Consider the following 25,190-nt stretch of genomic DNA (forward strand, 5'->3'; position numbering starts at 1 on the left):
CCCGGCAAATCACCCTTTTCGGGATCTAAGCACATGAATCCTCGATTTTCGTGACGCGCCGCCGACATGCCCGGACGCGCCCGGCGAACGCCTTAGACAGGAGTCCCGCACCCGACTTCCAGGAGCCCAGGAGTCTCAATGACCATCGCCCCCGCCAAGCTCTCCGACCCGATCGTGCGCGCCTTCGTCACCGCGGTCAACGCCGGGGACCGGGCCGCCTTCCTGGCCACGCTCACCCCGGACGCGACCATGTCCGACGACGGCTCGGACCGTGATCTCGACCAGTGGATCGACAAGGAGATCTTCACCGTTCGCGGCCGGATGGACGTCCAGTCCGAGTCGGACGGCGGGCACGCCCTGGTCGCCGCCTTCACCAACGAGACCTGGGGCGAGATGCGCACCGCCTGGCGCTTCACCGTCACCGACGGCCGGATCAGCCGCTTCGAGACCGGCCAGGCCTGAGCCGTCCGCCCACCCGCCGGCCCGGGCACGGCCCAGGCCCCGGCCCTGCCGCCGTGCCACCGCCCCCGCCGGCCCCCTGGCTGCCGCCCCCCGCCGGCCCGGGCCCCGGCCCTGAGCGGCCCGCGGCCCGGAGCCCGTCCGCTCCGGTCGTCAGACCGGCAGCCCCAGGCAGCCCCGCACCGCGCGAATCAGGTTGCGCGAGCGGATGTCCCCCGTGACACCGGGCTGCATGCCGTTGGTCACGTAGCCGAAGCCCAGCCCGAGCTCCGGATCGGCGAACCCCAGCGAACCGCCCCGGCCCGGGTGGCCGAAGCTCGCCGGGGAGGCCATCGGCGCCGTCGGGCCGTGCCGCCAGAACCCCAGGCCGAAGGTGGAGTTGACGATCAGCACCCGGTCCGGCCCGCTCACCGTCGGCCCGACGGCACGGGTCAGCACCTCGGGGCCGAGCAGCGGCGGCAGCAGCGCGCCGGAGCCGTCCGGGCGGTCCGCGGCGCCGATCAGCGCCGCGTAGAAGCGGGCCAGCGAACGGGCCGTACCGATGCCGCCGGCCCCCGGGATCTCGGCGGCCTGCACCGCCGGGTCGTTGAGGTCCACCCCGGGGAGCACCGAGGCGAAGGACCGCGCGGTCAGCGAGGCCGGGTCCTGGTAGGCGTCCCGGACCGACTGCTTGGGCCGCAGCCGCAGCCCGCCCGGCCCCGTCCTGGCCTCCTCAGGGGCGGGCAGGTCGACCAGCCGGCCGACCCGGGGCGCGGCCCCGGCCGGCAGCCCGATCCACAGGTCGAGCCCGAGCGGCCGGGCCACCTCGTCGGCGAAGTACCGGCCGACCGTCCGCCCGCTCACCCGCCGCACCACCTCCCCGACCAGCCAGCCGAAGGTGTACGGGTGGTAGCCGTGCGCGGTGCCGGGCTCCCAGGCCGGTGCCTGAGCGGCGACGGCGGCGGCCGCCCGCTCCCAGGTGAGCACGTCCTCCAGCCGCAGCGGCGCGTCCAGCGCCGGCACCCCCGCCTGGTGCGACAGCAGCCAGCGCACCGGCATCCCGCCCTTGCCGGCCGCCGCGAACTCGGGCCAGTACGAGGACACCGGAGCGTCCAGGTCGAGCAGGCCGCGCTCGGCCAGCAGCAGCGCGGTGGTCGCGGTCAGGCCCTTGGTGACGGAGCGCAGCACCTGCGCGGTGTCCGCCGTCCAGGGCACCGCGGGAGCGGGCCGCCCGCCGACCTCCGGCCGGGCATCACCGCCCCACAGGTCGACCACCTTGCGGCCGCGCACGTACAACGCGAAGGCCGCCCCCAGTTCGCCATACGCGTGGAAGTTCCGCGCGAAGGCCTCCCGTACGGGCTCGAACCCCTCGGCCGTCTCGCCCCAGATCTCCACCGCGCGCCATCCTCAGACTGTCCGGTTGCTCCGCCTGCCACCCGCGTTCGACCTGCCGCAGGAGCGTTCGAGACGGGCTCCGAAACCCTAACCTGTCCGTCATGACCAACCCTGCCGAAGACCCTGCCGAAGAACTGCTGGACGTCGTCGACGAGCACGACCGGGTGATCGGGACCGCGGTGCGCGGGGAGGTGTACCGGCTGGGGCTCACCCACCGGTCCGTCTTCGTCCTGGTCCGCGACCGGGCCGGGCGGATCTTCGTCCACCGCCGCACCGACACCAAGCTGTTCGCCCCGGGCGCCTACGACATGTTCGTGGGCGGCGTGGTCGGCTCCGGCGAGACGTACGCCGACGCCGCCGTCCGCGAGGCCGAGGAGGAGCTCGGCGTGCACGGGATCGAGCCGCGCCCGCTGTTCAGGTTCCTGTTCCGGGAGGACGACCTCTCCTGGTGGTGCGACACCTACGAGGCCGAGTGGGACGGCCCGGTCTCGCCGCAGGAGTCCGAGGTCGCCTGGTACGGCTGGCTCACCCCCGCCGAACTCGCCGACCGCCTCACCCGCGACGACTTCGTCCCCGACGGCCGCGAGGCCTACCGCCGCTACCTGGAGCTCCGCGGCTAGGGCCTGGGGGGGCACGGTCGCGGTCGCCATGCCCGGGAGACGCCCGCCACCGTGCCGGCCGGCCGCCGCCCCCGGCGCCATGGGCCCCGACCGGCCCGACGGATAGGGTGGCCGCATGGCCTCCCGCACGCCGTCTCCCACGACCGCCCGCGCCGAACGGACCCCCGCCCCGGACCGCTCCCCCGGCCGGACGGCGGACCGGAACCCGGACCGGACCGCGGCGGGCGAGCGGCCCCGCCGGCGGCTGAGCGTGGACGAGCGGCGCGAGCAGCTGATCGCCGTCGCCCTGGAACTGTTCAGCCGGCGCCCGCCGGAGGACGTGTCCATCGACGACATCGCCGCCGCCGCGGGCGCCTCCCGGCCGCTGGTCTACCACTACTTCCCCGGCAAGCAGGCCCTGTACGAGGAGTCGCTGCGGCGGGCCGGGCGCGAGCTCTCGGCGCGCTTCGAGGAGCCCTCCGACGGGCCGCTGTCCGAGCGGCTGTACCGGGTGATGGGCCGCTACCTGGACTTCGTGCAGAGCCACGGCCCGGGCTTCGCCGCACTGCTGCGCGGCGGCTCGGTCGCGGCCAGCCCGGACACCTCGGCGGTGATCGACGAGGTCCGGCGGGCGGCCCACGACCAGATCCTCTCCCACCTCGCCATCCCCGCCCCCAGCCCCGGGCTGCGGCTGACCGTCCGGGCCTGGATCGCCAATGCCGAGATCACCTCGCTCGAGTGGCTGGCCGACCGCTCGGTGCCGCTGGAGGAGCTGCAGCTTCACCTGGTCCAGGAGTTCGTCGCCGCCCTCGTCCTCACCGCCGCGCGGGAGCCTGCGCTCGCCGCCGAACTCGCCGGGTTCCTGGCCACCGAGCGGCCCGACGGCCCGACCGGGCGCCTGGTGCGCGAGCTCGCCGCGCTGTTCACCGTCCCCGGGATGACCGAGGCGGTCACCGACCTCGCCGCCGCCCCGGCGGGCGAAACGTCACCGCAGGCCACGGAGGGATCCGCCGCGGGCCCCGTCGGGTGATCCGCGGGTTCGGCACCGACAGCGGGCTCTGATAGGAATGGGCGGGGATCCGGCGGCACGCCACTGCGGGCGGCCCAGGACCGACCCTAACCAGCGACCGCAGACGGAGCAGAGCGGGGGGCTCACCAGTTGACCCAGGACGTCCAGTTCAGCGCGGAGGCCAACCCCTTCGCGGCGGCGGAGCAGGTCTGCGCGACCCTCGGCACACTCACCGACGCCCTCTTCGACGAGCACACCACCCGCCACCCGGCGGGCTCCCTGAGCGCCCTGCGCCCGGCCGAACACCCCGCCGCCGAGGCACTGTTCGGGCTCCCGCTGGCCCCCAACGGCCCGGTGCACGCGGCCCTGGACGGGCTCGGCACGGTGATCACCGCGGGCACCGGGCGCCCCGGCACGGGCGCCCGGGTCGCCGAGCGGGTGACCACCGCGCTGCACCACCGCTACGGCGGCGGCGCCGTGCGCGGAGCGATCGCCGACCGCGGCACCACCTCGGCCGCGCTCTTCCAACTGCCCGTCACCGGCGAGTTCGCCGACCCCAAGCTGCGGCCGCCGTTCGCCCCGGCCCTGGCCGCGCTCGCGGCCGGGCAGCAGACCCGCCAACCGGTCGAACTGGCCACCGGCGCCGGCGCCGAGGTACGCCTGGTGGTCCCGCCCGGCTTCCACCCGCTGACCTCCCCGGGCGGCCCCGCCGGGGTCTCGGCCCGTACGGTGCCCGCGCCGACGGGTGCGGCGGCCGGCGACGACCCGGCCACCGTCGCGGCGGCCGAGGAACTGACGGCGCACCTGGCCGAGGTCGCCGAGGAGCTGTTCAGCGGTGGCGGCGCGCAGCCGCGCCGCGACTTCGCGGTCATCGCGGCCACCCTCGCCGACCTCGTCCACGACGCGGGCGCCGTCTACGCGGGCGTCTGCGCCCTGGAAGTCGAAGACCGCGCCTCCGAGGCCGCCCTCGTCGTCTCGCTCGCCCAGCACCCTCAGCCGATCACCGCGCTCGCCACCGAACTGGCCACCGTCCGTCGGCACGCCGAGGTGTGGACCGTCCTGCTGCCGGCCGGACCGGCCGCCGTCCTGGTCGAGGGGCGGACCGCGCCGGTGCCCGGGCCGCTGGCCGCCGACGGGCAGCGGCGCTGGGTGGTCACCTCGGCGGTGGAGGCCTTCGTCCCGCTGCCGGACGGCGGCACCGTGCTCTGCGTCCAGCTGTCCACCGCGCAGCCGGAGGACTGGGAGCTGTACACGGAGGCGTTCGCGGAGCTGCTGAAGAGCGTGCAGTTCGGTTGGGACGGGGAACCGGCCCGGACCTCCGCCGACACCCCCGCGGCCGCCCCCGACCCCGCCGCTGCGGTTGCGGCTGCCGCCGCCGACCCCGTCGTGACGGAACCCGGGCAGGCGCCGGTGGACGGGCGCGGCACGCCGGTGCTGGTCCCGCCCGCGGACTTCGACCCCTTCGCGCCGGTCGCGGACGCACCGGCGGCCGACGCCGAACCGCAGGAGCGGGCTCCGCGGAAGGGCACGCCGGTCATGATCCCGCCGCCGGACTTCGACCCCTTCTCCCCCGAAGCCGTCGCCTCCCTGCTGAACGACACCCCCGCCCCGGTCGCGGCCGCTCCGGCCACGGACCCGTTCGGCACCGTGACGGCGGAACGCTCGGACCCGTTCGGGACGACGCTCGCGCCGCAGGGCCCGGCCGTCCCGCCGCCGCCCTCCGCGCCACCGACCGTTCCCGCCCCTGCGGCCCCGGCGGCGGAGGCGCCCCGCAAGGGGACCCCGGTGATGATCCCGCCGCCGGACTTCGACCCCTTCTCCCCCGAAGCCGTCGCCTCCCTGCTGAACGACACCCCGGCAGCCGACCCCTCGGCGAGCACCCCGGAGACCAGCCCCTTCGGCTGAGCCCGAGCATCCGGGGAGCGGCGAACAGATGACAGCGAACAGATAACAGATTTCGAAATCTGTTATCTGTTCGCTGTCATCTGTCGGCTGTCATCTGTTCGCAGCCGGCTGTCAACGGCCACCTGCCGCCCCTCAGCCGTTCGCCGCCCCGGCCCGGCGCTCGATCACCACGCCGATCCCGTCGAGCATCCGCGCCATCCCGAACTCGAAGAGCGCATCCAGCCCCAGGTCGACCTCCGGCCCCCGGGTGAGCTCGTCGAACATCGGGAAGCGCTCCGGGTCCGCCAACAGCTGATCGTGCTCCTCCGCCTCCAGCCGGTCCATCCACTCGTCCGCCGACATCCCGCTGTCCTGCTCGGCCTGCGCCTCCCGCTCGAAGTGGACGGCGAGCCCACAGACGAAGGCCGCCAGCGCGACGGAAGCCTGGGCCGCCTCCTCGACACTCAGTCCGAGCCCCGCCAGGGCGGCCAGCGACCGCTCGGTGTGCACGGCCGCGTCGGGCGCCAACACCGGCCGGGTGAACGACATCGTCGAGGCCAGCCAGGGGTGGCGCCGGTAGATGCTCCACTGCAGCCGCGCGACCTCCTCCAGCCCCTCCCGCCAGCCTCCGGGCAGCCGGTCCGGCAGCGGCTGCTCGCGGAAGGCCTGGTCCATCATCAGCCGCAACAGGTCATCCTTGCCGGGCACATGACGGTAGAGCGACATCGTCGCGGCGCCGAGTTCGGTCGCGACCCGGCGCATCGACAGCGCCGCGAGGCCCTCCGCGTCGGCCACCCGGACGGCCGCCGCGACGATCCGCGCCCGGGTGAGGTCACGCTCGCCACCACCCCTGACCCGCCGCACCCCGACGCCTGCACCGCCGCCCGCGGCGACCCGCCCGGCTTCCCCCTCGGCCCCCTCGAAGGACTGCCGCCCTGCCGCCCGCGACGTCGACGAAGCACCACCCGGCCCGACCACCACCGTCCCCACCCCGGGGACGGCCCGGACCAGGCCCTCCTCCCGCAACCGGGTGAGCACCCTGGTCGCGGTGGCCATCGCCACGCCCCACTCCCGGGTGATCCGCCGGGTCGAGGGCACCCGCGCCCCCGGCGCCAGCTCCCCGCAGGTGATCCGCCGCCGCAGTTCCGCCGCGATCCGCTCCGACGGCGTCCCGCCCTCCACCACGCCCACCACTCCTCCGCCCTACCCGCCCGGCCCGGCTCCATGCCGCACCGCACACCCGACACCCGACACCAGACGCCGCACACCGCACACCGCACTAGTGCACCGTCCCGTCCGAGGCTAGCACCCACCCACCCCACCCAACTGGTACAGACCTATTGCGAGTTGGCGACCGGCTCCCTACCCTCGGGTGCACAGGACCCTCCGCGCACCCCGACGGCCCGAGGCTCCGTCCCGGCCGCCCCCAGGCCGGGCTCCCGCACGCACCTGCCACCTCCCCACAGGTATCGGGGCATCCGGGCACCTCCGGCCGCCCCGGGACAGGAGCCACTCCATGCGCAGACGTCGGATCAGACTGCCGCTGCTCGCGGCCGGAACCCTGCTCGTCCCGATGCTCGCCGTCGCCCTCCCCCAGGCGTCCGCGAGCGCCGCCGGCTCGGCCACCGCCACCCTCACCAAGGGCAGCGACTGGGGCAGCGGCTACGAGGGCTCGTACACGATCACCAACGGCACCAGCGCCCCGCTGAACGGCTGGACGCTGGAGTTCGACCTGCCCGCGAACAACACCGTGGCCTCGCTCTGGAACGCGACGTACACCACCGCGGCCTCGCACGTGACGGTGAAGAACCCCGGCTGGGCGAGCCCGATCCAGCCCGGCGGCACCTACGGCCTGGGCTTCAACATCGCCTACTCGGGCAGCTACCAGCCCCTGCTGAACTGCAAGTTGAACGGCAAGCCGTGCGACGGCGGCGGAAACGACCAGACCCCGCCGAGCACTCCGGGCGGCCTCCGCTCGACCTCCGTGACGCAGACCTCGGTCGGGCTGGCCTGGGCGGCCAGCACCGACGACGTCGGCGTCACCGGCTACGACGTCTTCCAGAACGGCGCCAGGGTGGCCACCACCGACGGGTCCACCACCGCCGTCACCGTCAACGGCCTGACCGCCAACACCGCCTACCAGTTCACCGTGCAGGCCTTCGACGCCGCCGGCAACCGTTCGGCAGCCGCCGGCCCGGTCAGCGTCACGACCCAGCCGACCACACCGGACAACCAGCCGCCGACCACCCCCGGCACCCCGACCGTCACCGGCTCCGACTCCAGCAGCATCTCGCTGAGCTGGGCGGCGAGCACCGACAACGTGGGCGTGGTGGCGTACGACGTCTACGCCGGCACCGCCCTCGCCGTGACCGTCACCGGCACCAGCGCGACGGTGGGCAACCTGGCGCCGAACACCTCGTACACCTTCACGGTGAAGGCCCGCGACGCGGCCGGCAACGCCTCACCCGCCTCCGGCCCGGTCACCGCCGCGACCAAGCCGGGCGGCGGCACCCCGGGCGGCGCGCTGAAGATCGGCTACTTCAGCCAGTGGAGCATCTACGCCCGCGGCTACAGCGTGAAGCAGCTGGACACCTCCGGCTCGGCGGGCCGGCTCACCACGCTGAACTACGCCTTCGCCAACATCCACCCGACCACCAAGCAGTGCTTCATCACCAACAAGGCGGCCGGGAACGACTCCGACCCGAACGCGGGCGACGGCGCCGGTGACGCCTGGGCCGACTTCGGCAAGGGCTGGGACGCGGGCAACTCGGTGGCGGGGACGACCGACACCTGGGACCAGAAGCTGGCCGGCAACTTCAACCAGCTCAAGCAGCTCAAGGCGAAGTACCCGAACCTGAAGATCCAGATCTCGCTGGGCGGCTGGTCCTACAGCAAGTGGTTCTCGGACGCGGCGAGTTCCGACGCCTCCCGCAAGGCGCTGGTCAGCTCCTGCATCGACATGTACCTCAAGGGCAACCTGCCGGTGATCGACGGCCGCGGCGGTCCGGGCAGCGCGGCCGGCATCTTCGACGGCATCGACCTCGACTGGGAGTGGCCGAACTCCGACGGGCACACCGGCAACATCTTCCGGCCCGAGGACAAGGCCGACTACACGCTGCTGGCCCAGGAGTTCCGCCGCCAGCTGGACGCGCTGGGCGCCACCACCGGCAAGCACTACACGCTGAGCGCCTTCCTCCCCGCCGACCCGGCGAAGATCGCCGCCGGCATCGACGTCCCGGGCCTGTTCGGCGCGTTCGACTTCGCCACCATCCAGGGCTACGACTACCACGGAGCCTGGGAGATGACGACCAATCAGCAGTCTGCGCTGAAGGTCGCGGCCGGCGACCCGAGCACCCCGGACCGCCGCTTCAGCTCCGAGATCGCCATCAACGCCTACGTCAACGGGGGCGCTCCGAAGAGCAAGCTGACACTGGGCATCCCGTTCTACGGCCGCGGCTGGACGGGCGTGCCGCGCGGCAGCACCAACGGCCTGTTCCAGAGCGCGACCGGCCCCGCGCCGGGCAGCTACGAGAACGGCTTCGAGGACTACCACAAGCTCAAGGACATGGCCACGAGCGGCGGTTACACCCTCTACCGGGATCCGGTGGCCGGCTTCGCCTACATCTACAACGGCACCGTGCTCTACACCTACGACGACCCGACCGAGATCGCCCGCAAGACCGCCTGGATCAAGGCGCAGGGGCTGGCCGGCGCCATGGTGTGGTCCTTCGACGGCGACACCGCCGGCGGGGAGCTGATGGCCGCCGTGGACAACGGCCTCAAGTAGCGCCCGCCGCGGCGCGGCGCGCGGTCAGCCCGCGCGCCGCGCCAGGTGGACGACGTCCGGCACACCCCGGCTGACCGGGATCTCCAGGGTTGCGACGCCGGAGAAGCCGGCTGCGCGCAGCGCCTCCTCGAACGCCGCGGAGGGCTGCGCGCTCCACACCGCCAGGACCCCGCCCGGCTGCAGCCGGTGCCAGAGCACCGCGAGGCCGTCCGCGCCGTACAGTCCGGCGTTGGAGTCGGTGACGGTCCAGTCCGGGCCGTTGTCGATGTCCAGGCAGAGCGCGTCGTAGCGCTCGCCGTCGGCCGCGGCCAGGTACTCCAGCAGGTCGGCGTGGAGCACCCGGACCCGCTCGTCCTGCAGCGCGCCGGCGGAGAAGGCGCCGAGGGGCCCGTTCCGGTGCCAGTCGATGACGGCGTTCTCGCGCTCGACGACGGCGATCCGCCCCCAGCGCGGCTCGGCCGCCGCGTGGGCCAGCGAGAAGCCGACCCCGAGGCCGCCGATCAGGACGGACGGCCGCCCGGCGGTGGCACCGCCGCCGGTGCGGTCCAGTTCGTCCAGCGCCGCCTGGATCAGCAGCCGCTCGGAGCGGCCGTCGGCGGTGTCCATCAGGAAGCACCCGTTGGCGATGATCTCGAAGTGCCGTCCGCGGCGGCGCAGCACCACCTCTCCGAACGGGCCCTCCCGCCGGTCGACGGTGCTGACGGCCTCGCGAGCGTCCCGTTCGGGCAGTGCGGTGGACATGCGTCTTCCTCAGCGGACTCGGGTGCAGGAGCGTCCCGGCGGACGAGTACCCGCCCGACAATAGCCGAGTCCGCCGCCCCACCCGTCAGGTCGTGATCAGCACCCCCGCGTACGAGACGCCGGCGACGACCACCCAGGAGCCGAGCCCGAGCAGGGCGATCCGGCCGCCGGTGCGGGCCATCGTCGGCAGGTGCACGGCGCTGCCGAGACCGAACAACGCGGCGGCCAGCAGCAGCTCCTGGGCGTCCCCGGCCAGGGTGAGGGCGTGCTCCGGCAGCACCCCGGTGGTCCGCAGGACGATCATCGCGAGGAAGCCGGCCACGAACAGCGGGACGATCGGCGGGCGCTTCGCACCTTTTGCCGTTTTGTTACCGGCATGTTCACCAATGCCCGCCTCGTCCCGCCCGGACGGTTCGTCCTGCCCGTCCCGCCCGGCCGCCGGCGAGCCCCAGCGGGACCGGCGCCGCACCGCGACGGCCACCCCGGCCACGAGCGGCGCCAGCAGCACCACGCGCATCAGCTTGACCAGGACGGCCTCCCGCAGGGCGCCCGCCCCGCCGGTCTGGGCGGTCGCGACGACCTGCCCGACGTCGTGGACGCTCGCGCCGACCCACCGCCCGAACTCCAGCTCCCCGAGCCCGAGCGGCTGCTGGAGCAGCGGCAGCACGGCGATCGCCAGCGTCCCGCACAGGGTGACCAGGGCCACCGAGGCGGCGACGTCCTCCTCCTCGCTGCCGGCCGCCTGGCTGACCGCGCCGATCGCCGAGGCCCCGCAGATCGAGTACCCGGTGGCGACGAGCAGCGGCTGGTCGCCGGGCAGTCCGAGGCGGCGGCCCAGCCACATCGTGCCGGCGAAGGTGGCCGCGACCACCGCGAGCACCATCGCGACGGTGGCCCAGCCGAGGCCGAGCACGTCGTCGAGGCTGAGCTTGAGTCCGAGCAGCACGATGCCGAGCCGCATCAGTCGCTTCCCGGCCGTGGACAGTCCGGGCCGGGCCACCCCGCGCACCACCGGGCGCAGCCCGGGCAGGTGTGCGGCGGCCATGCCGAGCACGACGGCGGCGGTGAGCTTGGGCACCGCGGGCACGGCCGCGTGGACGGCCAGCGCGGCGGCCACTCCGGCGACGGCGAGCAGCAGGCCGGGGGCGTCGCCGCCGAGCGGGGGGAGCGAGCGGGTGCGGGTGGCCCGCTCCCTGATGGTCAGCGCCACGCCGGCCTCACTGCTGCTCGTCGGCGGGCAGCCGGTAGACGCGCCGGATGCTGGTGCCGAGCCGCGAGACGTCCGCGCCGTACACGTGGATGGAGATGGCGGTGGTGCTACAGGCGTTGCGGACCAGGTGGATGTCGCCGGGCGGGGCGAAGGCGGCGACGGTGCCGGCCGGGCCTGCGACGTGCTCGGTCTCGACGAGCCGGGCGGTGCGGCCGTCGGAGACCAGCCGGTAGCGGGTCTCGCTCTCCTGGCCGCGGTGGACGCCGGCCACGCACCAGGAGACGTGGTCGTGGATCGGGGTCTGCTGGCCGGGCAGCCAGACCAGGGCGACGACGGAGAAGCTGCCGTCCTCCTCGGCGTGCAGGACGTGCTGGCGGTAGCGCTCGGGGTCGCCCTCGGTCTGCTCTGGGGTCAGCAGCGCGTCGGGCCCGTGGGGGTCGGCGTGCAGGTGCGGGGCGAGGCGTTCACCGACCAGGTAGGCGGTGAGCTCCGGGGGCAGGCCGCGGTCGACGACGGCACGGATCTCGCCGATCAGGGCGGTCATCCGCTCGGTGAGGTGGTCGCTGCCGACCGTGGCTGAGGGTGTCATGGCAGCAGGTTCGACCGAACCCACCTATCACGTCTAACGAGGGTTCTTAAGCTCTCCCCAAACTCCAGCTTATGGAATCGGTCGCCCTCAGCACCCCACCCGGCTCGCCGCCGCCTGCCGCAGGTGGTCGAGCACCAGCCCGGTGGCCGGGATCCGCCGGTGCTCGCGCAGCACGTACGCGCTCACCTGCCGCCGCAGGTGCGGCTCGACGGCCCGCCCGGTGACCTTGCGGTGGCACATGAAGGAGAGCACCAGCGCCGGCATCAGCGCGATGCCGACGCCCGCGGCGACCAGGCTCTGCACCGCCAGGTTGTCGTCCGTCGAGAAGACGATGTCCGGTGCGAAGCCCTCCTCCGCGCAGACGTGCAGCAGGTTGGCCCGGCAGCGCGGGCACCCGGCGATCCAGCGCTCGCCGTCGAGGTCGGAGAGCCGGACGGCGTGCCGGCGGCCGAGCGGGTGCCCGACCGGCAGCAGCACGGTGAGCAGGTCCTCCATCAGCGGGATCTCGTCGACCCCGTCCGGCACCTCGGTCGCGGCGCCCGGGTAGCGGAAGGCCAGGGCGATGTCGCACTCCCCGCGCAGCAGGCGCTGGACGGACTCCGGCGGCTCGGCCTCCAGCAGTTCGACCCGGACCCCGGGGTGCTCGGCGAGCAGCCGGGCCATCGCCTCCGGTATCAGGGTGGCGTTCGCGCTGGGGAAGGCGCAGACCCGCACCCGGCCGGCGCGCAGCCGGGCGAGGGCGGCGAGCTGCTGCTGGGCGGCGGAGAGGCTGCCGAGGATCAGTTCGGAGTGCCGGGACAACGCCTCGCCGGCCTCGGTGAGCCGCAGGCCGCGCCCGGCCCGGGTGAACAGCGGGACGCCGACGGTGCGTTCGAGCGCCTTCATCTGCTGGGTGATGGCGGGCTGGGTGTAGCCGAGCTCGCGCGCGGCGGCCGAATAGGAGCCCGCTCTGACGACCTCGTGGAACGTCCTGATGTGCCGCGAGTCGAACACCGGCTCCATGGGCCCTCCGTCGGGTCGTCGTCCAGCCTCCGCAATCATAAGAGGAAATTGGAGACGCCCGGCCGATCCCCACCCGCACCTATGGTTCCGCGGGGAACCAGGGCCCTCACTGCTGCGCGGAGGGCGGCAGACCCATCGCCACCTCGGCCTTGGCCACCGGTGCGCCGCCCCGGGCGCTCGGGCTGCGCCGGCTGCGGCGCTCGACCCAGCGGGCGAACCAGGAGAGCAGCAGGCACATGCCGATGTAGACCGGTGCGATCACCATCACCACCGGGATGAACGGCAGGTCGTAGTCGAGGTTGGTGGCGATCAGCTTGCCGGCGTGCAGGAACTCCTCGTAGGTGATCAGGAAGCCCAGCGAGGTGTCCTTGAGTGCGACCACCAGCTGGCTGATGATGGCCGGCAGCATCGCCCGGTTGGCCTGGGGCACCAGCACGTAGGCCATCACCTGAGTCTTGCGCATGCCGAGCGCGAAGGCCGCCTCCCGCTGCCCCCTGGGCACGGCGAGCACCCCGGCCCGGAGCACCTCGGCCAGCACCGAGCCGTTGTACAGCACCAGCCCGGTCACCAGCGCCCACAGCGGCGGGGCCTTGAGCGCCACGAAGACGAAGAAGATCATCACCAGCAGCGGCATGGCCCGGAAGAACTCCACCACCAGCGTGCAGACCCAGCGCACCGCCCGGTGGTCGGACAGCCGGCCGGCGGCGAACAGCGCGCCGAAGGGCAGCGCCAGGAGCACCGTCCAGCCGAAGGCCTTGAGGGTGTTGCCGAGGCCGCGCAGCAGCAGCTCCTGGACGCCCCGGTACTGGAAGGCCGTCCACTTCTCGTACGTGAACTGCTGCGTGTGGAAGAGCATGTAGACGATCCAGCCGATCAGCGCCGCGATCAGCAGCAGCGCGATCCCCCCGTAGAGCCGGTGCCGGGCGAGCGCCCTGGGGCCGGGGACGTCGTACAGCGCGGAGGATTCGACCGTCATCGCGACACCGCCACCCGTCGTTCCAGCAGGTTGAAGACGAGGCTGACGGCCAGCGTGATGATCAGGTAGCCGACGGCGATCCAGACGAAGGTCCAGACGATGCCGTAGCCGAGCTCGTTGATGGTCCGGTAGGTGCCGAGCAGCTCGGTGACGCTGAACGAACCGGCGATCGCCGTGTTCTTCGCGAGCGCGATCATCACACTGCCGATCGGGGCGACCACCGACCGGTACGCCTGCGGGAGCACCACCAGGCCCATGGTCTGCCCGAAGCCCATCCCCAGGCTGCGCGCCGCCTCCCCCTGCCCGGTCGGCACCGTGTTGATGCCCGCGCGCATCGCCTCGCAGACGAAGGCCGAGGTGTAGCAGCCGAGCGCGGCCACCGCGAAGGTGAAGAACGGCAGCGTGATGTCGAAGCGCGGCAGGCCCAGCACCACGATGAAGAAGAGCAGGGTGAGCGGCGTGTTGCGCAGCAGCGTCACCCACACCGCCCCGAACACCCGCAGCGGCCTGACCGGCGAGACCCGGAAGCCCGCGATCAGCACGCCCAGCACCAGCGACACCGCGGCGCTCACGAGGAAGAGCTGCAGCGTGCCGAGGAAGCCCTCCCAGTAGGTCGACCAGTTGTCGATCAGCGTTTTCACGGCGCGGCCCTCTCAGTACCGGTCGATCGGCGGCGGGGTCGGCGCCGGCACCCCGGACAGGCCCAGGGTGGCGTCGTAGGCCTTCCGCCAGTCGCCGTTCTGCTCGTGACGGGCCAGCGCGTCGTCGAGCGCGTACCGCAGCGCGGTGTCGCCCTTCGGCGTGCCGATCCCGTACGGCTCCCGGGAGAACGGCCGGCCGACGACCTTGAGCTCGTCCGGCACCTTGGCGGCGTAGCCCATCAGGATCGTGTCGTCGGTGGTGACGGCGTCGACCTGGCCGGTGATCAGGTTGTCCACGCAGGCCGAGTAGGTGTCGTAGCCGATCAGCCGCGCCTGCGGGTACTGCGACTGGATCCGCTGGTACGGCGTCGAGCCGGCCGCCGAGCAGACCTTCCGGCCGTTCAGGTCCTCCGGGCCGTGGATCCTGTCGTCGTTCCGGCGCACCAGCAGCGACTGCCCGGCCAGGTAGTAGGGCCCGGCGAAGCCGACCAGCTTCTTCCGGTTGTCGTTGATGGTGTAGGTGCCGACGTAGTAGTCGACCTGCCCGTTCTGCAGCGCGGTCTCGCGGTTGGCGGAGGCGATGGTCCGGAACTGGATCCGGTCCGGCGCGAAGCCGAGGTCGGCGCCGACCATCTTGGCGATCTCGATGTCGAAGCCGGAGTACTCGCCGGTGGCCGGGTTCTTCGAGCCCAGGTACGGCTGGTCCTCCTTGGCGCCGACCACCAGGTGGCCGCGGGCGCGGGCGGCGTCCAGCGTCGGCGAGCCGGTGACGGCGGCGGCGTCCTGCACGGGGTAGCCGGGCAGCGCACTGGCCTGCGGGCCCTTGGGCGGCGGGGTCCCCGGCTTGCCGCAGCCGGCCGCGGCGGCGGTCAGGAGGGCCGTCAGGAGGGCGGCGGCGAGCCTGGTCTTCCTCGTCACGGCGCCGCCTCAGTGCTTGAGGATCTTGGACAGGAAGTCCCGGGCGCGCTCGCTCTCCGGAGCGCCGAAGAAGTCCTCCGGGGTGCGGTCCTCGACGATCCGCCCGTCGGCCATGAAGACCACCCGGTTGGCGGAGGCCCGGGCGAAGCCCATCTCGTGGGTGACCACGACCATCGTCATGCCCTCGTGTGCGAGCTGGCGCATGACGTCCAGCACCTCGTTGATCATCTCGGGGTCGAGCGCGGAGGTCGGCTCGTCGAAGAGCAGCGCCTTCGGGTCCATCGCCAGGGCCCGGGCGATCGCCACCCGCTGCTGCTGGCCGCCGGACAGCTGGGCCGGGTACTTGGCGGCCTGCGCCTCCAGTCCGACCCGCTCCAACAGCGCGCGGGACCTCGTGTCCGCCTCCGCCCTGGACCGCCCGCGCACCTTGACCTGGGCGAGCGAGACGTTCTGCAGCACCGTCTTGTGCGCGAACAGGTTGAAGGACTGGAACACCATGCCGACCTCGGCCCGCAGCCGGGCGAGGCCCTTGCCCTCCTCGGGCAGCGGCTCGCCGTCGATCAGGATGGTGCCCGCCTCGATCGGCTCCAGGCGGTTGATCGCCCGGCAGAGCGTGGACTTGCCGGAGCCGGACGGCCCGATGACCACCACGACCTCGCCGCGGCCGACGGTCAGCTCGATGTCCTGCAGCACGTGCAGGTCCCCGAAGTGCTTGTTGACGCCGCGCACCTCGATCAGGGGTGCGAAGCCCACGGGTCCCGCCGGGTCCGGACCGGGTCCGGTGATCACCGGTCGCGACGCCCCTTCAGCAGCCAGCCCAGCGCCGCACCGGCGACCAGGGTGGCCAGGAGCGCGATCCACAGCGGTGCGGTGACGGTGAAGACCCAGAACTGGATCTGCACCCGGTCGAGGTTGGCGAACAGGAACCACACCGCGAGGACGACGATGACGCCGATCCCGATGTAGCGGGTGGGGACCCCGCCGATCTCGCTGCGCTTGGAGGACGATCCGTCCGAAATCTTGGTCACCGGAGCAGTCTGCGGGCGCCGGTGCCGATTTGCCCGGTTACGCGCCCTTGCGGGTCGGCGAGTAACCCGTACGGGGCAATCCCGCCCCGTACGGGTTTACCGCGCCGCCGCTACCGTTCGTCCCGCCAGGAGCGCCACAGCGCCGCGTACGGGCCGCCGGCCGCCACCAGCTCCGGATGGCTGCCGTACTCGCTGATCCGGCCGCCCTCGACCACCGCGATCACGTCCGCGTCGTGCGCGGTGTGCAGCCGGTGCGCGATGGCGATCACCGTGCGGCCCTCCAGCACCCGGGCGAGCGAGCGCTCCAGGTGCCGGGCGGCCCGCGGGTCCAGCAGCGAGGTGGCCTCGTCCAGCACCAGGGTGTGCGGATCGGCCAGCACCAGCCGGGCCAGGGCCAGCTGCTGCGCCTGCGGCGGGGTCAGCGCGGTGCCTCCGGAGCCGACCTCGGTGTCCAGGCCCTCGGGCAGCGCGTCCACCCAGGCGCCGGCGTCCACCGCGTCCAGCGCGGCCCGCAGCTCGGTGTCCCTCGCCTGCGGCGCGGCCAGCTGCAGGTTGTCCCGCAGGGTGCCGACGAAGACGTGGTGCTCCTGGTTCACCAGGGCGACCTCCGCCCGGACCCGCTCGGCGGGCATCCGCGACAGCGCGGCCCCGCCCAGCGTCACACTGCCGCGCCCGGGGGCGTAGATCCCGGCCAGCAGCCGCCCGAGGGTGGACTTGCCCGCGCCGGACGGCCCGACCAGCGCGACCCGGCTGCCGGGGGCCACGTCCAGGCTGATGCCGTGCAGGACGTCGGCGCCCTCTCGGTAACCGAAGCGGACGTCCCGGGCCTCCACCCGGCGCCCGTCAGGACGGGCCGACTCGTCGCCCTCGTGCGGCTGCACCTCCCGGACGCCGACCAGCCGGGCCAGCGAGGCCTGCCCGATCTGCAGCTCGTCGTACCAGCGCAGGATCAGGTCGACCGGGCCGGTCAGCATCTGCGCGTAGAGCACCCCGGTGGTCAACTGGCCGACGGTGATCCAGCCCTGGAGGGTGAACAGGCCGCCGAGCACCAGGGTCGCCAGCACCGCCGAGGCGTACACAGCGTCGATGGTCGGGAACCAGAGCGTCCGCAGCCACAGCGTGTAGCGTTCCCAGGCCAGCCACTCGCGCAGCTTGCGGTCCGTCAGGGCGATCCGCTGCTCCCCCAGGCGCAGCGCCTCCACCGTCCGCCCGGCGTCCACCGTCTCGGCCAGCACGGTGTTCACCGCGGCGTACCCGGCCGACTCGTTGCGGTAGGACTGCGGCGCGCGCCGGAAGTACCAGCGGGAGCTGGCCAGCAGCAGCGGCAGCCCGACCAGGGAGGTGAGGGCCAGCAGCGGGGAGGTGACCAGCAGGGCCCCGAGCACCAGGAGCAGCGAGACGACGGCGACGGCGAGCTCGGGCACGGCCTCGCGCACCGACTTGTCCAGCCGGTCGACGTCGGTGGTGCCGCGGGAGACCAGGTCACCCGTGCCGGCCCGCTCCAGCACGCCGGTGGGCAGCGCGACGGAACGGACCAGGAAGTCCTCGCGCAGGTCGGCCAGCACCCGCTCGCCGAGGACCGCGCCGCGCAGCCTGGACCAGCCGGTGAAGGCGGACTGCACCACCAGCGCCAGCAGGTACCAGGCGACCGCGGTGGCGACGGCGGCCCCGGCGGTGTCGGTGGCCAGCGACTCGACCAGGGCGCCGAGCACCCACGGCCCGACCAGCCCGGCCAGGGTGGCCACCGAGTGCAGGCCGACCACCGCGGAGAAGCCGCGGCGGTGGCGCCGGGCGAGCAGCCGCAGGTACTCGCGGACGGCGGCCGGGGAGCCGACCGGCAGCGTGGTGGCCGGCCCCTGCTCCTGCTGGACGGGGGGCTTCATGACGTGCTCCTCAACGGTTGGTCCGATCGAACGGACGGCTCGACACGGTCGGCCCGGTGACCACGGTCGCCACGGTCCCCGCCGGCGGAACGGGCGGAACGGGCGGAACGGGCAGGGCAGGCAGGACGGCGGGCACGGGCGGGCCGCCCCGAAGAGCCGGACGGCCCGGCGCCCGGGCGGCTCATACCGGCTCCTCCAGCTCCGCCGTCGCGACCCGGCCGCCCGTCGCGGCCCGGCCGCCCTCCCCGACCCGGGTGCCCTCCGCGGCGCGCCCCGCCCCGGCGGCCCCGCGCCCACCGGCCCTGGCCGGGGCCCGCACCGGTTCCTCGTCGCGGGTGACCACGGCGCGGTAGGCCGGCTCGGTGTGCATGAGTTCGCGGTGCCGCCCGGCCGCGACGGCCCGGCCGTCCCGGACCAGCACCACCCGGTCCGCCTGGTCGAGCAGCAGCGGGCTGGTCGCGAACACCACGGTGGTGCGCCCCGCCCGGGTCTCCCGCAGTCCGCTGGCGATCCTGGACTCGGTGTGGGCGTCCACCGCGCTGGTGGGCTCGTCCAGGACGAGGACCGGCGGGTCGGCCAGCAGGGCGCGGGCCAGCGCCAGCCGCTGGCGCTGGCCTCCCGACAGCGAGCGCCCGCGCTCGGTGATCCGGGCCTGCAGCGGGTCCCCCGCGCAGTCCGGCGAGCCGTCCACCAGGGCGTCCAGTACGTCGTCCGAGCGGGTGGCCGCGAGCGCCTCGGCCACCGGGACCCGGCCGGACGACGGGATGTCGAACAGCCCGGCCAGTGTGCCGGAGAGCAGCACCGGCTCCTTGTCGTGGACCAGCACCGCGGCCCTGGCCTCGGCCAGCGGCACCGCGTCCAGGTCCGTCCCGCCGAGCCGGACGGAGGGCGGCTGCGGCTCGCCCTCGGCCACCGGGACGTGCCCGCCGAGCCGTTCTGCGAGCGCCCCGGCGAAGTCCGGGTCCCCGCAGACGACGGCGGTCAGCTCACCGGCCCGCGCGCTCAGACCGGTCTCCGGATCGAACAGGTCGCAGTCCCCGGGCCGGTCCAACGCCGCCTCGGCCGTGCCGGTGGTGCGGCTGAGCGAGAGCACCCGGACGGCCCTCCCGGCGGAGACCCGGGCGACGCTCCAGGCGTGCGCGGCCTCGCCCAGGATGCGCAGCGGCGCGGCCAGGAAGGCGGTGGCCCCGTACACCGCGATCAGGGTGCCGACGGCGAGTTCGCCGGCGGCCGCCTGCCTCGCGCCGTACCAGGTGACCCCGACCACGAACAGGCCGGGGAGCAGCACCTGCTGCGCCTGCATCAACGACCACAGCCGGGCCGAGCGGACGGCCGCGGCCCGGACCTTCTGGGAGGCCGCCCGGTACCGTTCGAGGAACAGTTCCTCGCCGCCGATGCCGCGCAGCACCCGCAGCCCCGCCACCGTGTCGGCGGCCAGCTCGGTGGCCTTGCCGCCCAGCGTGCGCTGTTGCTCGTACCGCCGCTCGAAGGGGCCGATCAGCGGCCAGACGGCGGCCGCGAGCACCGGGACCCCGAGCAGCACCCCGAGGCCGAGCACCGGTTCGGCCACCAGCACGGCCGTGCTGACGGCCAGCCAGACGATCACCGCGGCCCGCACCCGGGCGACGAGCTCGACGTACCAGCCGATCCGCTCGACGTCCCCGCTGCCGACCGCGACGACCTCGCCGGTGGCGATCCGGCGGGACAGCCCGGCCCCGAGGTGCGAGGCCTGCCGGGCCACCAGCTGCCGCACCTGGCAGGCGGCGTGGATCCAGTTCCAGACCGCCTGGCGGTGCAGCAGCACGGTGCCGAGCACGGAGACGACGGAAAGCAGCACGGCAAGCGCGCCGGCTCGCCAGATCCCGGCGGCGTCGGCGTCGACGGCGGCCTGCACGCCCCACCCGAGCGGCACCGGCAGCGCGGCCTGGCCGCCCATCTCCAGTAGCGCCCAGCAGGTGGAGAGCACCTGCCCGCGCCGCTGGCCGCGCTGGAGCCAGCGCAGGAAGGCCAGGGGTGAGGAGAGGTCGGGACTGCCGGGGTCGGCCAGCGGCAGGGGGGTGAGCAGCATGACGCTCCGATGCGGGAGGGTGCGAGCGAGGTGCGGGAGGGCGCGCGGGCAGGGCGATGCGCCCTGCGAGGGCGGGTGCGGACGGATAGGGGCGGACGGGTGCGGCCGACGGACCGGGCGCGGGACGCACAGCACCGGGAGCCGGACCGGCCCGCCGGGAGGCGCCGGGGACGGCGACGTCGCCGCGCCCGGAGCGGGCGCCGCGGGCGGGGAGCACGGGTCACGCGTACCGACCGGTCGAACCGGCCGGGCGGACGGACGGGGGTGGGGGCACGAAGGGCCCGGATCTCAGGAGGCCATGTCAGCGAGCGTGCCAACCGCGATGTGATCCGCGCAACAGGTTTTCCGCCCGTCGGCCCGCGGTTCCGGGCCCCGGCGGCCGCGGGCCGGCGCAGGATTCGCCCGATTGGCGGGAACAATCCCGTCCGAACGCCAGTTGCCCCCTTCTGGAAACACACGGACGACCAGGAGGGCACCCCTTCCCGTGAGCAACATCCCCAGCGTCACCCTGAACGACGGCGCCCAGATCCCGCAGCTCGGCTTCGGCGTGTGGCAGGTCCCGGACGGCGAGGCCACCGCCGCCGTCCGCAGTGCGATCGAGGCGGGCTACCGCTCCATCGACACCGCCGCCATCTACGAGAACGAGGACGGCACCGGCAAGGCGATCGCCGAGGCGCTGGCCGGCGGCGTCGCCCGCGAGGACCTCTACATCACCACCAAGCTCTGGAACTCGGGCACCCGGGACTGGTCCGGCGAGCAGGGCCGCGACGCCGTCCTGCGCGAGTTCGACGCCTCGCTGGCCAAGCTCGGCCTCGACTACCTCGACCTTTACCTGATCCACTGGCCGCGGCCGATGCACGGCAGCTACGCCAACGTCTGGAAGGCCCTCGAGCAGCTGAAGGCGGACGGCCGGGTCCGGTCGGTCGGCGTCTCCAACTTCGGCACCGAGCAGCTCACCCGCCTGCTGGACGAGAGCCCCGTCGTGCCGGTGCTCAACCAGGTCGAGCTGCACCCGTACTTCCCGCAGACCGAGCTGCGGGAGTTCCACGCGAAGCACGGCATCGCCACCGAGGCCTGGAGCCCGCTGGGCCAGGGCAAGGAGCTGCTCGCCGAGCCGGCGCTGGTGGAGATCGCCGCGAAGCACGGCCGCACGGTCGCCCAGGTGGTGCTCCGCTGGCACCTGCAGAGCGGCGTGATCGCGATCCCGAAGTCGGTCACCCCCTCCCGGATCCGGGAGAACCTGGACGTGGCCGGCTTCGAGCTGGACGCCGCCGACCTCGCCGCGATCGCCGCCGTCGCCACCGGCAAGCGGATCGGTCCGGACCCGCAGGAGTTCGACTGGAACTGACGGCACCCGCCGTCCGACCACTACGACGGGCCCGCCACGTCGAAAGACCGCCCTCCCCGGCAGGGGCGGGCGGTCCTCGTCGTGTCACGGTCCGCCGGATCCGGCCGCCTGGGTCCCCTCGGCAGGCCGGTCGTGCGGTCCGTCGTGCGATCGGTCGTGCAGGTGGTCCTGCGATCGGCCGTGCGGTCGCGGGTCACTCGGCACCCGGCGATCCGGGTCCCTCGTTTCCCCGTGCTCCGCGGTCACCGCGTTCCCCGGTCACCGTCCTGCCCCGTCACCGTTCTCCGGCGACCGCGCTCTTCGGCGACCGCGTTCCGCGGTACGTGAGCCGCTCAGTACGTTGGCGAATCGTTTTGGCTGGAGCTCGAAGAAGGACGGCTAGAGCCTGGCCGCCTTGGCGATGAGCGCCAGGGCCGGCGCGTGCTCGCCCTCGTCCAGCGGGGCCAGTAGCAGTCGCTGCACCTCGCCGACGCCGGCCGCCGAACGGTGCAGCAGGTCCTGACCGGCCGGCGAGAGCGACAGCAGGTTGCGGCGGCCGTCCGAGGGGTCGCGCCGACGCTGCACCAGGCCGCGGCGCACCAGTCGGCTCACCATCTCGGCCATCGTGGCCTTGTCGAGCGAGGCCAGCTCGCCGACCGTGCGCTGGTCGGCGCCCGGCTCCAGCTCCAGCGCGTCCAGCACCGCGTACTGCGGCGCCGTCAGCTCCGCTCCGACGTGCTCCGACCAGAGCTTGGTGTGCACCTGCTGGCTCACCCTGATCAGGTAACCGATCGCCCGCTGGGCGTCCAGTATCGGCCGCGCGTCCGAGAAGACGGCGACCGCGGCGGGCTCCAGCCTGGCTATCTTGGCCATCACCCGCACGATCTCGACCTGCTCCTCCGCCGTCAGCGGCTCGAACAGGGTGCGCTGCACGCGGACCACACCACCGGTGGCCTCGCGCACCGCCTGGGCGCCGCCCTGCGAGAGGGCCAGCAGCTTGCGCCGGCCGTCGGCCGGGTCTCGCCTCCTCAGCACCAGGCCGCGGCGGACCAGCCGCGCGACCATCTCGGCCATCGTGGCCTTGTCCAACGAGGCCCGCTCGCCGACCGTGCGCTGGTCGGCGCCCGGCTCGAGGGCCAGGACCAGCAGGACCGCGAACTGCGGAGCCGTGAGATCGGCTCCGACATGCTCCGACCACAGCCGGGTGTGAACCTGCTGTGCAACGCGAATCAGGTGCCCGGGCGACTGCTGCAGTCGCGCGGACACGCGGGTCGTCGGGATCTCCCCCAGCACCATGTATCCGTCCCGATGTCACACCCGGTGTGTGTGGGACACCCGGGTGGGGCAGTAACGGCGAGTGGGCGTCCAGCTATGAGGGAGGGCGCTCCAGCCGTGCAGCCGGTGGCTGCTGGCGGACACTATACAAACGGCGGGCCCTTGCTGGCAGGCAGGGGCGGATAGTAGACGCAGGTTCGGCAACATTGGCATATTTACGCGCCCGCCACGCCCTCTCGGTAACCCGTTCTCAGTAGAAAGCCGACCGGTCGGTCCTTACCGACCGTCACCTGCGGCTCTCCGGCCCTGGCCGCCCTCCCTACTCACCGGTAGGGTGTGGCCACCCTCCCGGGGCGCTCCCCGCGGAGGCCTTCCCGAGAGAGACGAGAGCGAGCATGACCGAGCAGAGCACCGCCACCCGGGTCGCCGTCGTCACCGGCGCCGCGCGCGGCCTGGGCGCCGCCACCGCCGAGCGCCTGGCCGCCGACGGCTACGCCGTGGCCGTCCTCGACCTGGACGAGGCCGCCGGCAAGGACACCGTCGACCGGATCACCGCCGCCGGCGGCCGGGCCCTGGCCGTCGGCGCCGACGTCTCGGACGCCGCGCAGGTGCAGGCCGCCGTCGACCGCGTGGTCGCCGAGCTCGGCGCCCCGGTCGTCCTGGTCAACAACGCGGGCGTACTCCGCGACAACCTGCTCTTCAAGATGTCCGAGTCCGACTGGGACACGGTCATGAACGTCCACCTCCGCGGCGCCTTCCTGATGACCCGCGCGGTGCAGAAGCACATGGTGGACGCCGGTTTCGGCCGGATCGTCAACCTGTCCTCCTCTTCCGCACAGGGCAACCGCGGCCAGGCGAACTACTCGGCCGCCAAGGCGGGGCTGCAGGGCTTCACCAAGACTTTGGCCATCGAGCTCGGGAAGTTCGGCATCACCGCCAACGCCGTCGCCCCCGGCTTCATCGCCACTGACATGACCGCGGCCACCGCGGCCCGGGTCGGCATGGACTTCGAGGACTTCAAGCGGGCCGCGGCCTCGCAGATCCCGGTCCAGCGGGTCGGTCTGCCTGAGGACGTGGCCCACACCATCTCGTTCCTGGCGAGCGAGGGCGCCGGCTTCGTCTCCGGCCAGGTCGTCTACGTCGCCGGCGGCCCCCTCGACTGAGCACTGAACCTACACAGGGTTACCACGGAGTGGGAAGCCGGACCGGCCGGCCTCCCGCTCCGCTTTTCTTTACCGGGGCTTTTGCTGAATCATTCGAACACCACACGGACATTCGATATGAGAATCATTGAAATCACTCCCCGGGTGCGATCGCGGACCTCCGATTGTCGATTTCTCGGGTAAATGACAATAACCCCCGGAATGGGCTCGGCCGGCTGGGTAAGGTCACCCCCGTGCAAGCCCCGAGTACCCCCGCGCCCCGTCCGGACCAGGGGCCGGAGCAGCTCACCACCCACCCGGACCTGCGCCGCCGGACGGACCGCGACGAGCCCGGCTGGCCGCCGATGGGCCGCCGGCAGGCCGCCCTCCTGGCCGCCACCTGCGGCGCCTACCTGCTGGTCCTGGCCGGTGTCCTGCTCAACACCGCCCTGGTCGACCTCGACTGGGACGTGCGCCTGTTCCGCCCCTACGCGCACTGGCCCAGCCTGGAACCGCTGCTCGACACCTGGGTGGTCGCCGGCCAGCGCGGCCCCTCCGCCGTCGCCGCCTTCGCCTGGCTCGCCTGGCGCGCCCACCGGCTGGGACGGCTGCGCCCGCTGCTGGTGATGGCCGTCGCCCTGCTCCTGCTGAACGTCACGGTCGGCGCGGTCAAGATCGTCACCGGCCGGCTGGGCCCGCACTACGCCCAGTACGTCGGCTCGCCCGAGCTGTTCTCCGGCGGCACCATCTTCCCGTCCGGTCACACCGCGAACGCCGTCGTCACCTGGGGCGTGCTCGCCTACCTCGCGGTCCGCTGGCGGCGCACCGGCGCCGTGCTCGCCGCGGCCACCGCCTGCTCGATCGGCCTGACCACGGTCTACCTCGGCACCCACTGGGTCACCGACGTCCTGGCCGGCTGGGCCGCCGGACTACTGGTGCTGCTCTCGCTGCCCCTGGCGGAACCCCTGGTGACCGCCGCCGAACGACGGCTGGCCCGGCGCCGGGGCGGCCGGCCCCACCCGGCGGTCAGCCTTCCCAGCTGCGCTCGACCAGACCGTCGCGCACCGCGAGGTTGAGCCGCCCCTCGCGGTGGTCCATGGTCGTCATCGCCCCGGGTTCGAGCACCCGGACCGACGCCCAGCCGTGCCGCCGGGCCAGTTCCCTGGCCCGCTCGATCCGCAGGCCCGCGTAGCCCTCGGCGTCCGTGCCCGCCGTGTCCGACCCCGTCATCACGCCTCCCCGTTCCCCCCTCGGACGTACGCTGGAATCGTAGCCCGC

23 protein-coding genes are annotated in these 25,190 nt (G+C 73.7%); 8 read left to right on the plus strand and 15 right to left on the minus strand.

Annotated elements, in window-relative coordinates:
* Nucleotides 1-138 precede the first annotated feature (138 nt).
* The gene (locus tag ACIRS1_RS00140; RefSeq protein ID WP_402835589.1) at nt 139-462 is read left to right on the plus strand and encodes a nuclear transport factor 2 family protein; all 324 of its coding nucleotides are present in this window, start codon (nt 139-141) and stop codon (nt 460-462) included.
* A 150-nt stretch (nt 463-612) separates the two neighbouring features.
* Here ACIRS1_RS00140 and ACIRS1_RS00145 read toward each other — a convergent pair whose 3' ends face one another.
* On the minus strand, nt 613-1,833 hold the full coding sequence (locus ACIRS1_RS00145) for a serine hydrolase (protein ID WP_402835590.1): 1,221 nt from the start codon (nt 1,831-1,833) through the stop codon (nt 613-615).
* 101 nt (nt 1,834-1,934) lie between these two features.
* On the opposite strand from ACIRS1_RS00145, the gene ACIRS1_RS00150 reads away from it, so the two are divergent.
* From ACIRS1_RS00150 to ACIRS1_RS00160, 3 genes are all read left to right on the plus strand, one after another.
* Nucleotides 1,935-2,453 carry an NUDIX domain-containing protein gene (locus tag ACIRS1_RS00150; RefSeq protein ID WP_360210758.1) on the plus strand — a complete coding sequence of 173 codons (519 nt, stop codon included), beginning with the start codon at nt 1,935-1,937 and terminating at the stop codon, nt 2,451-2,453.
* Nucleotides 2,454-2,568: 115 nt separating this feature from the next.
* Entirely contained in the window at nt 2,569-3,462 is an 894-nt protein-coding gene (locus ACIRS1_RS00155; RefSeq protein WP_402835592.1) for a TetR/AcrR family transcriptional regulator, read from the plus strand.
* Between the two features lie 129 nt (nt 3,463-3,591).
* Nucleotides 3,592-5,346, plus strand: coding sequence for a hypothetical protein (locus ACIRS1_RS00160; RefSeq protein ID WP_402835594.1), 1,755 nt, complete (start codon nt 3,592-3,594; stop codon nt 5,344-5,346).
* A 132-nt stretch (nt 5,347-5,478) separates the two neighbouring features.
* On the opposite strand, the gene ACIRS1_RS00165 is transcribed toward ACIRS1_RS00160, so the two are convergent.
* Nucleotides 5,479-6,510, minus strand: coding sequence for a TetR/AcrR family transcriptional regulator C-terminal domain-containing protein (locus ACIRS1_RS00165; protein ID WP_402835596.1), 1,032 nt, complete (start codon nt 6,508-6,510; stop codon nt 5,479-5,481).
* Between the two features lie 331 nt (nt 6,511-6,841).
* On the opposite strand from ACIRS1_RS00165, the gene ACIRS1_RS00170 reads away from it, so the two are divergent.
* A complete protein-coding gene (locus ACIRS1_RS00170; protein WP_402835598.1) occupies nt 6,842-9,112 on the plus strand; it encodes a glycosyl hydrolase family 18 protein in 2,271 nt (756 codons plus the stop codon).
* Between the two features lie 24 nt (nt 9,113-9,136).
* Here ACIRS1_RS00170 and ACIRS1_RS00175 read toward each other — a convergent pair whose 3' ends face one another.
* From ACIRS1_RS00175 to ACIRS1_RS00225, 11 genes are all read right to left on the minus strand, one after another.
* Nucleotides 9,137-9,853 carry a spermidine synthase gene (locus tag ACIRS1_RS00175; protein WP_402835599.1) on the minus strand — a complete coding sequence of 239 codons (717 nt, stop codon included), beginning with the start codon at nt 9,851-9,853 and terminating at the stop codon, nt 9,137-9,139.
* 85 nt (nt 9,854-9,938) lie between these two features.
* On the minus strand, nt 9,939-11,057 hold the full coding sequence (locus tag ACIRS1_RS00180) for a YeiH family protein (protein WP_402836270.1): 1,119 nt from the start codon (nt 11,055-11,057) through the stop codon (nt 9,939-9,941).
* Between the two features lie 13 nt (nt 11,058-11,070).
* The gene (locus tag ACIRS1_RS00185; protein WP_360210750.1) at nt 11,071-11,652 is read right to left on the minus strand and encodes a cysteine dioxygenase family protein; all 582 of its coding nucleotides are present in this window, start codon (nt 11,650-11,652) and stop codon (nt 11,071-11,073) included.
* Between the two features lie 87 nt (nt 11,653-11,739).
* A complete protein-coding gene (locus ACIRS1_RS00190) occupies nt 11,740-12,645 on the minus strand; it encodes a LysR family transcriptional regulator (protein ID WP_360210790.1) in 906 nt (301 codons plus the stop codon).
* A 115-nt stretch (nt 12,646-12,760) separates the two neighbouring features.
* Nucleotides 12,761-13,630 carry an amino acid ABC transporter permease gene (locus tag ACIRS1_RS00195; RefSeq protein ID WP_402835601.1) on the minus strand — a complete coding sequence of 290 codons (870 nt, stop codon included), beginning with the start codon at nt 13,628-13,630 and terminating at the stop codon, nt 12,761-12,763.
* Entirely contained in the window at nt 13,627-14,271 is a 645-nt protein-coding gene (locus tag ACIRS1_RS00200) for an amino acid ABC transporter permease (protein WP_360210746.1), read from the minus strand. The genes ACIRS1_RS00195 and ACIRS1_RS00200 overlap by 4 nt, the downstream gene beginning before the upstream one ends.
* A gap of 12 nt (nt 14,272-14,283) precedes the next feature.
* Nucleotides 14,284-15,189: a glutamate ABC transporter substrate-binding protein gene (locus ACIRS1_RS00205; RefSeq protein ID WP_387897414.1), complete on the minus strand. Its 906-nt coding sequence runs from the start codon at nt 15,187-15,189 to the stop codon at nt 14,284-14,286.
* A 9-nt stretch (nt 15,190-15,198) separates the two neighbouring features.
* Nucleotides 15,199-15,942 carry an amino acid ABC transporter ATP-binding protein gene (locus tag ACIRS1_RS00210; RefSeq protein WP_402835604.1) on the minus strand — a complete coding sequence of 248 codons (744 nt, stop codon included), beginning with the start codon at nt 15,940-15,942 and terminating at the stop codon, nt 15,199-15,201.
* Between the two features lie 32 nt (nt 15,943-15,974).
* On the minus strand, nt 15,975-16,217 hold the full coding sequence (locus tag ACIRS1_RS00215) for a LapA family protein (protein WP_360210742.1): 243 nt from the start codon (nt 16,215-16,217) through the stop codon (nt 15,975-15,977).
* A 110-nt stretch (nt 16,218-16,327) separates the two neighbouring features.
* On the minus strand, nt 16,328-18,100 hold the full coding sequence (locus ACIRS1_RS00220; protein WP_402835606.1) for an ABC transporter ATP-binding protein: 1,773 nt from the start codon (nt 18,098-18,100) through the stop codon (nt 16,328-16,330).
* 181 nt (nt 18,101-18,281) lie between these two features.
* Nucleotides 18,282-20,168, minus strand: coding sequence for an ABC transporter transmembrane domain-containing protein (locus ACIRS1_RS00225; protein WP_402835608.1), 1,887 nt, complete (start codon nt 20,166-20,168; stop codon nt 18,282-18,284).
* 484 nt (nt 20,169-20,652) lie between these two features.
* Here ACIRS1_RS00225 and ACIRS1_RS00230 point away from each other — a divergent pair, with 484 nt between their 5' ends.
* A complete protein-coding gene (locus ACIRS1_RS00230) occupies nt 20,653-21,516 on the plus strand; it encodes an aldo/keto reductase (RefSeq protein ID WP_402835610.1) in 864 nt (287 codons plus the stop codon).
* A 378-nt stretch (nt 21,517-21,894) separates the two neighbouring features.
* On the opposite strand, the gene ACIRS1_RS00235 is transcribed toward ACIRS1_RS00230, so the two are convergent.
* Nucleotides 21,895-22,761, minus strand: a complete 867-nt coding sequence (locus ACIRS1_RS00235) for a MarR family winged helix-turn-helix transcriptional regulator (RefSeq protein ID WP_360210734.1) — start codon at nt 22,759-22,761, stop codon at nt 21,895-21,897.
* Nucleotides 22,762-23,165: 404 nt separating this feature from the next.
* Here ACIRS1_RS00235 and fabG point away from each other — a divergent pair, with 404 nt between their 5' ends.
* Both fabG and ACIRS1_RS00245 read left to right on the plus strand, forming a co-directional pair.
* On the plus strand, nt 23,166-23,933 hold the full coding sequence (gene fabG, locus ACIRS1_RS00240) for a 3-oxoacyl-ACP reductase FabG (RefSeq protein WP_360210732.1): 768 nt from the start codon (nt 23,166-23,168) through the stop codon (nt 23,931-23,933).
* 233 nt (nt 23,934-24,166) lie between these two features.
* Nucleotides 24,167-24,988, plus strand: a complete 822-nt coding sequence (locus tag ACIRS1_RS00245) for a phosphatase PAP2 family protein (RefSeq protein ID WP_402835613.1) — start codon at nt 24,167-24,169, stop codon at nt 24,986-24,988.
* On the opposite strand, the gene ACIRS1_RS00250 is transcribed toward ACIRS1_RS00245, so the two are convergent.
* Nucleotides 24,939-25,142 (minus strand): I78 family peptidase inhibitor, encoded by a 204-nt coding sequence (locus ACIRS1_RS00250; protein ID WP_360210730.1) that lies wholly within the window; start codon nt 25,140-25,142, stop codon nt 24,939-24,941. The two genes, ACIRS1_RS00245 and ACIRS1_RS00250, sit on opposite strands and share 50 nt — an antisense overlap.
* Nucleotides 25,143-25,190: the final 48 nt, after the last annotated feature.

Source organism: Kitasatospora sp. NPDC101176 (assembly GCF_044768035.1).
Classification (GTDB): Bacteria; Actinomycetota; Actinomycetes; order Streptomycetales; family Streptomycetaceae; genus Kitasatospora.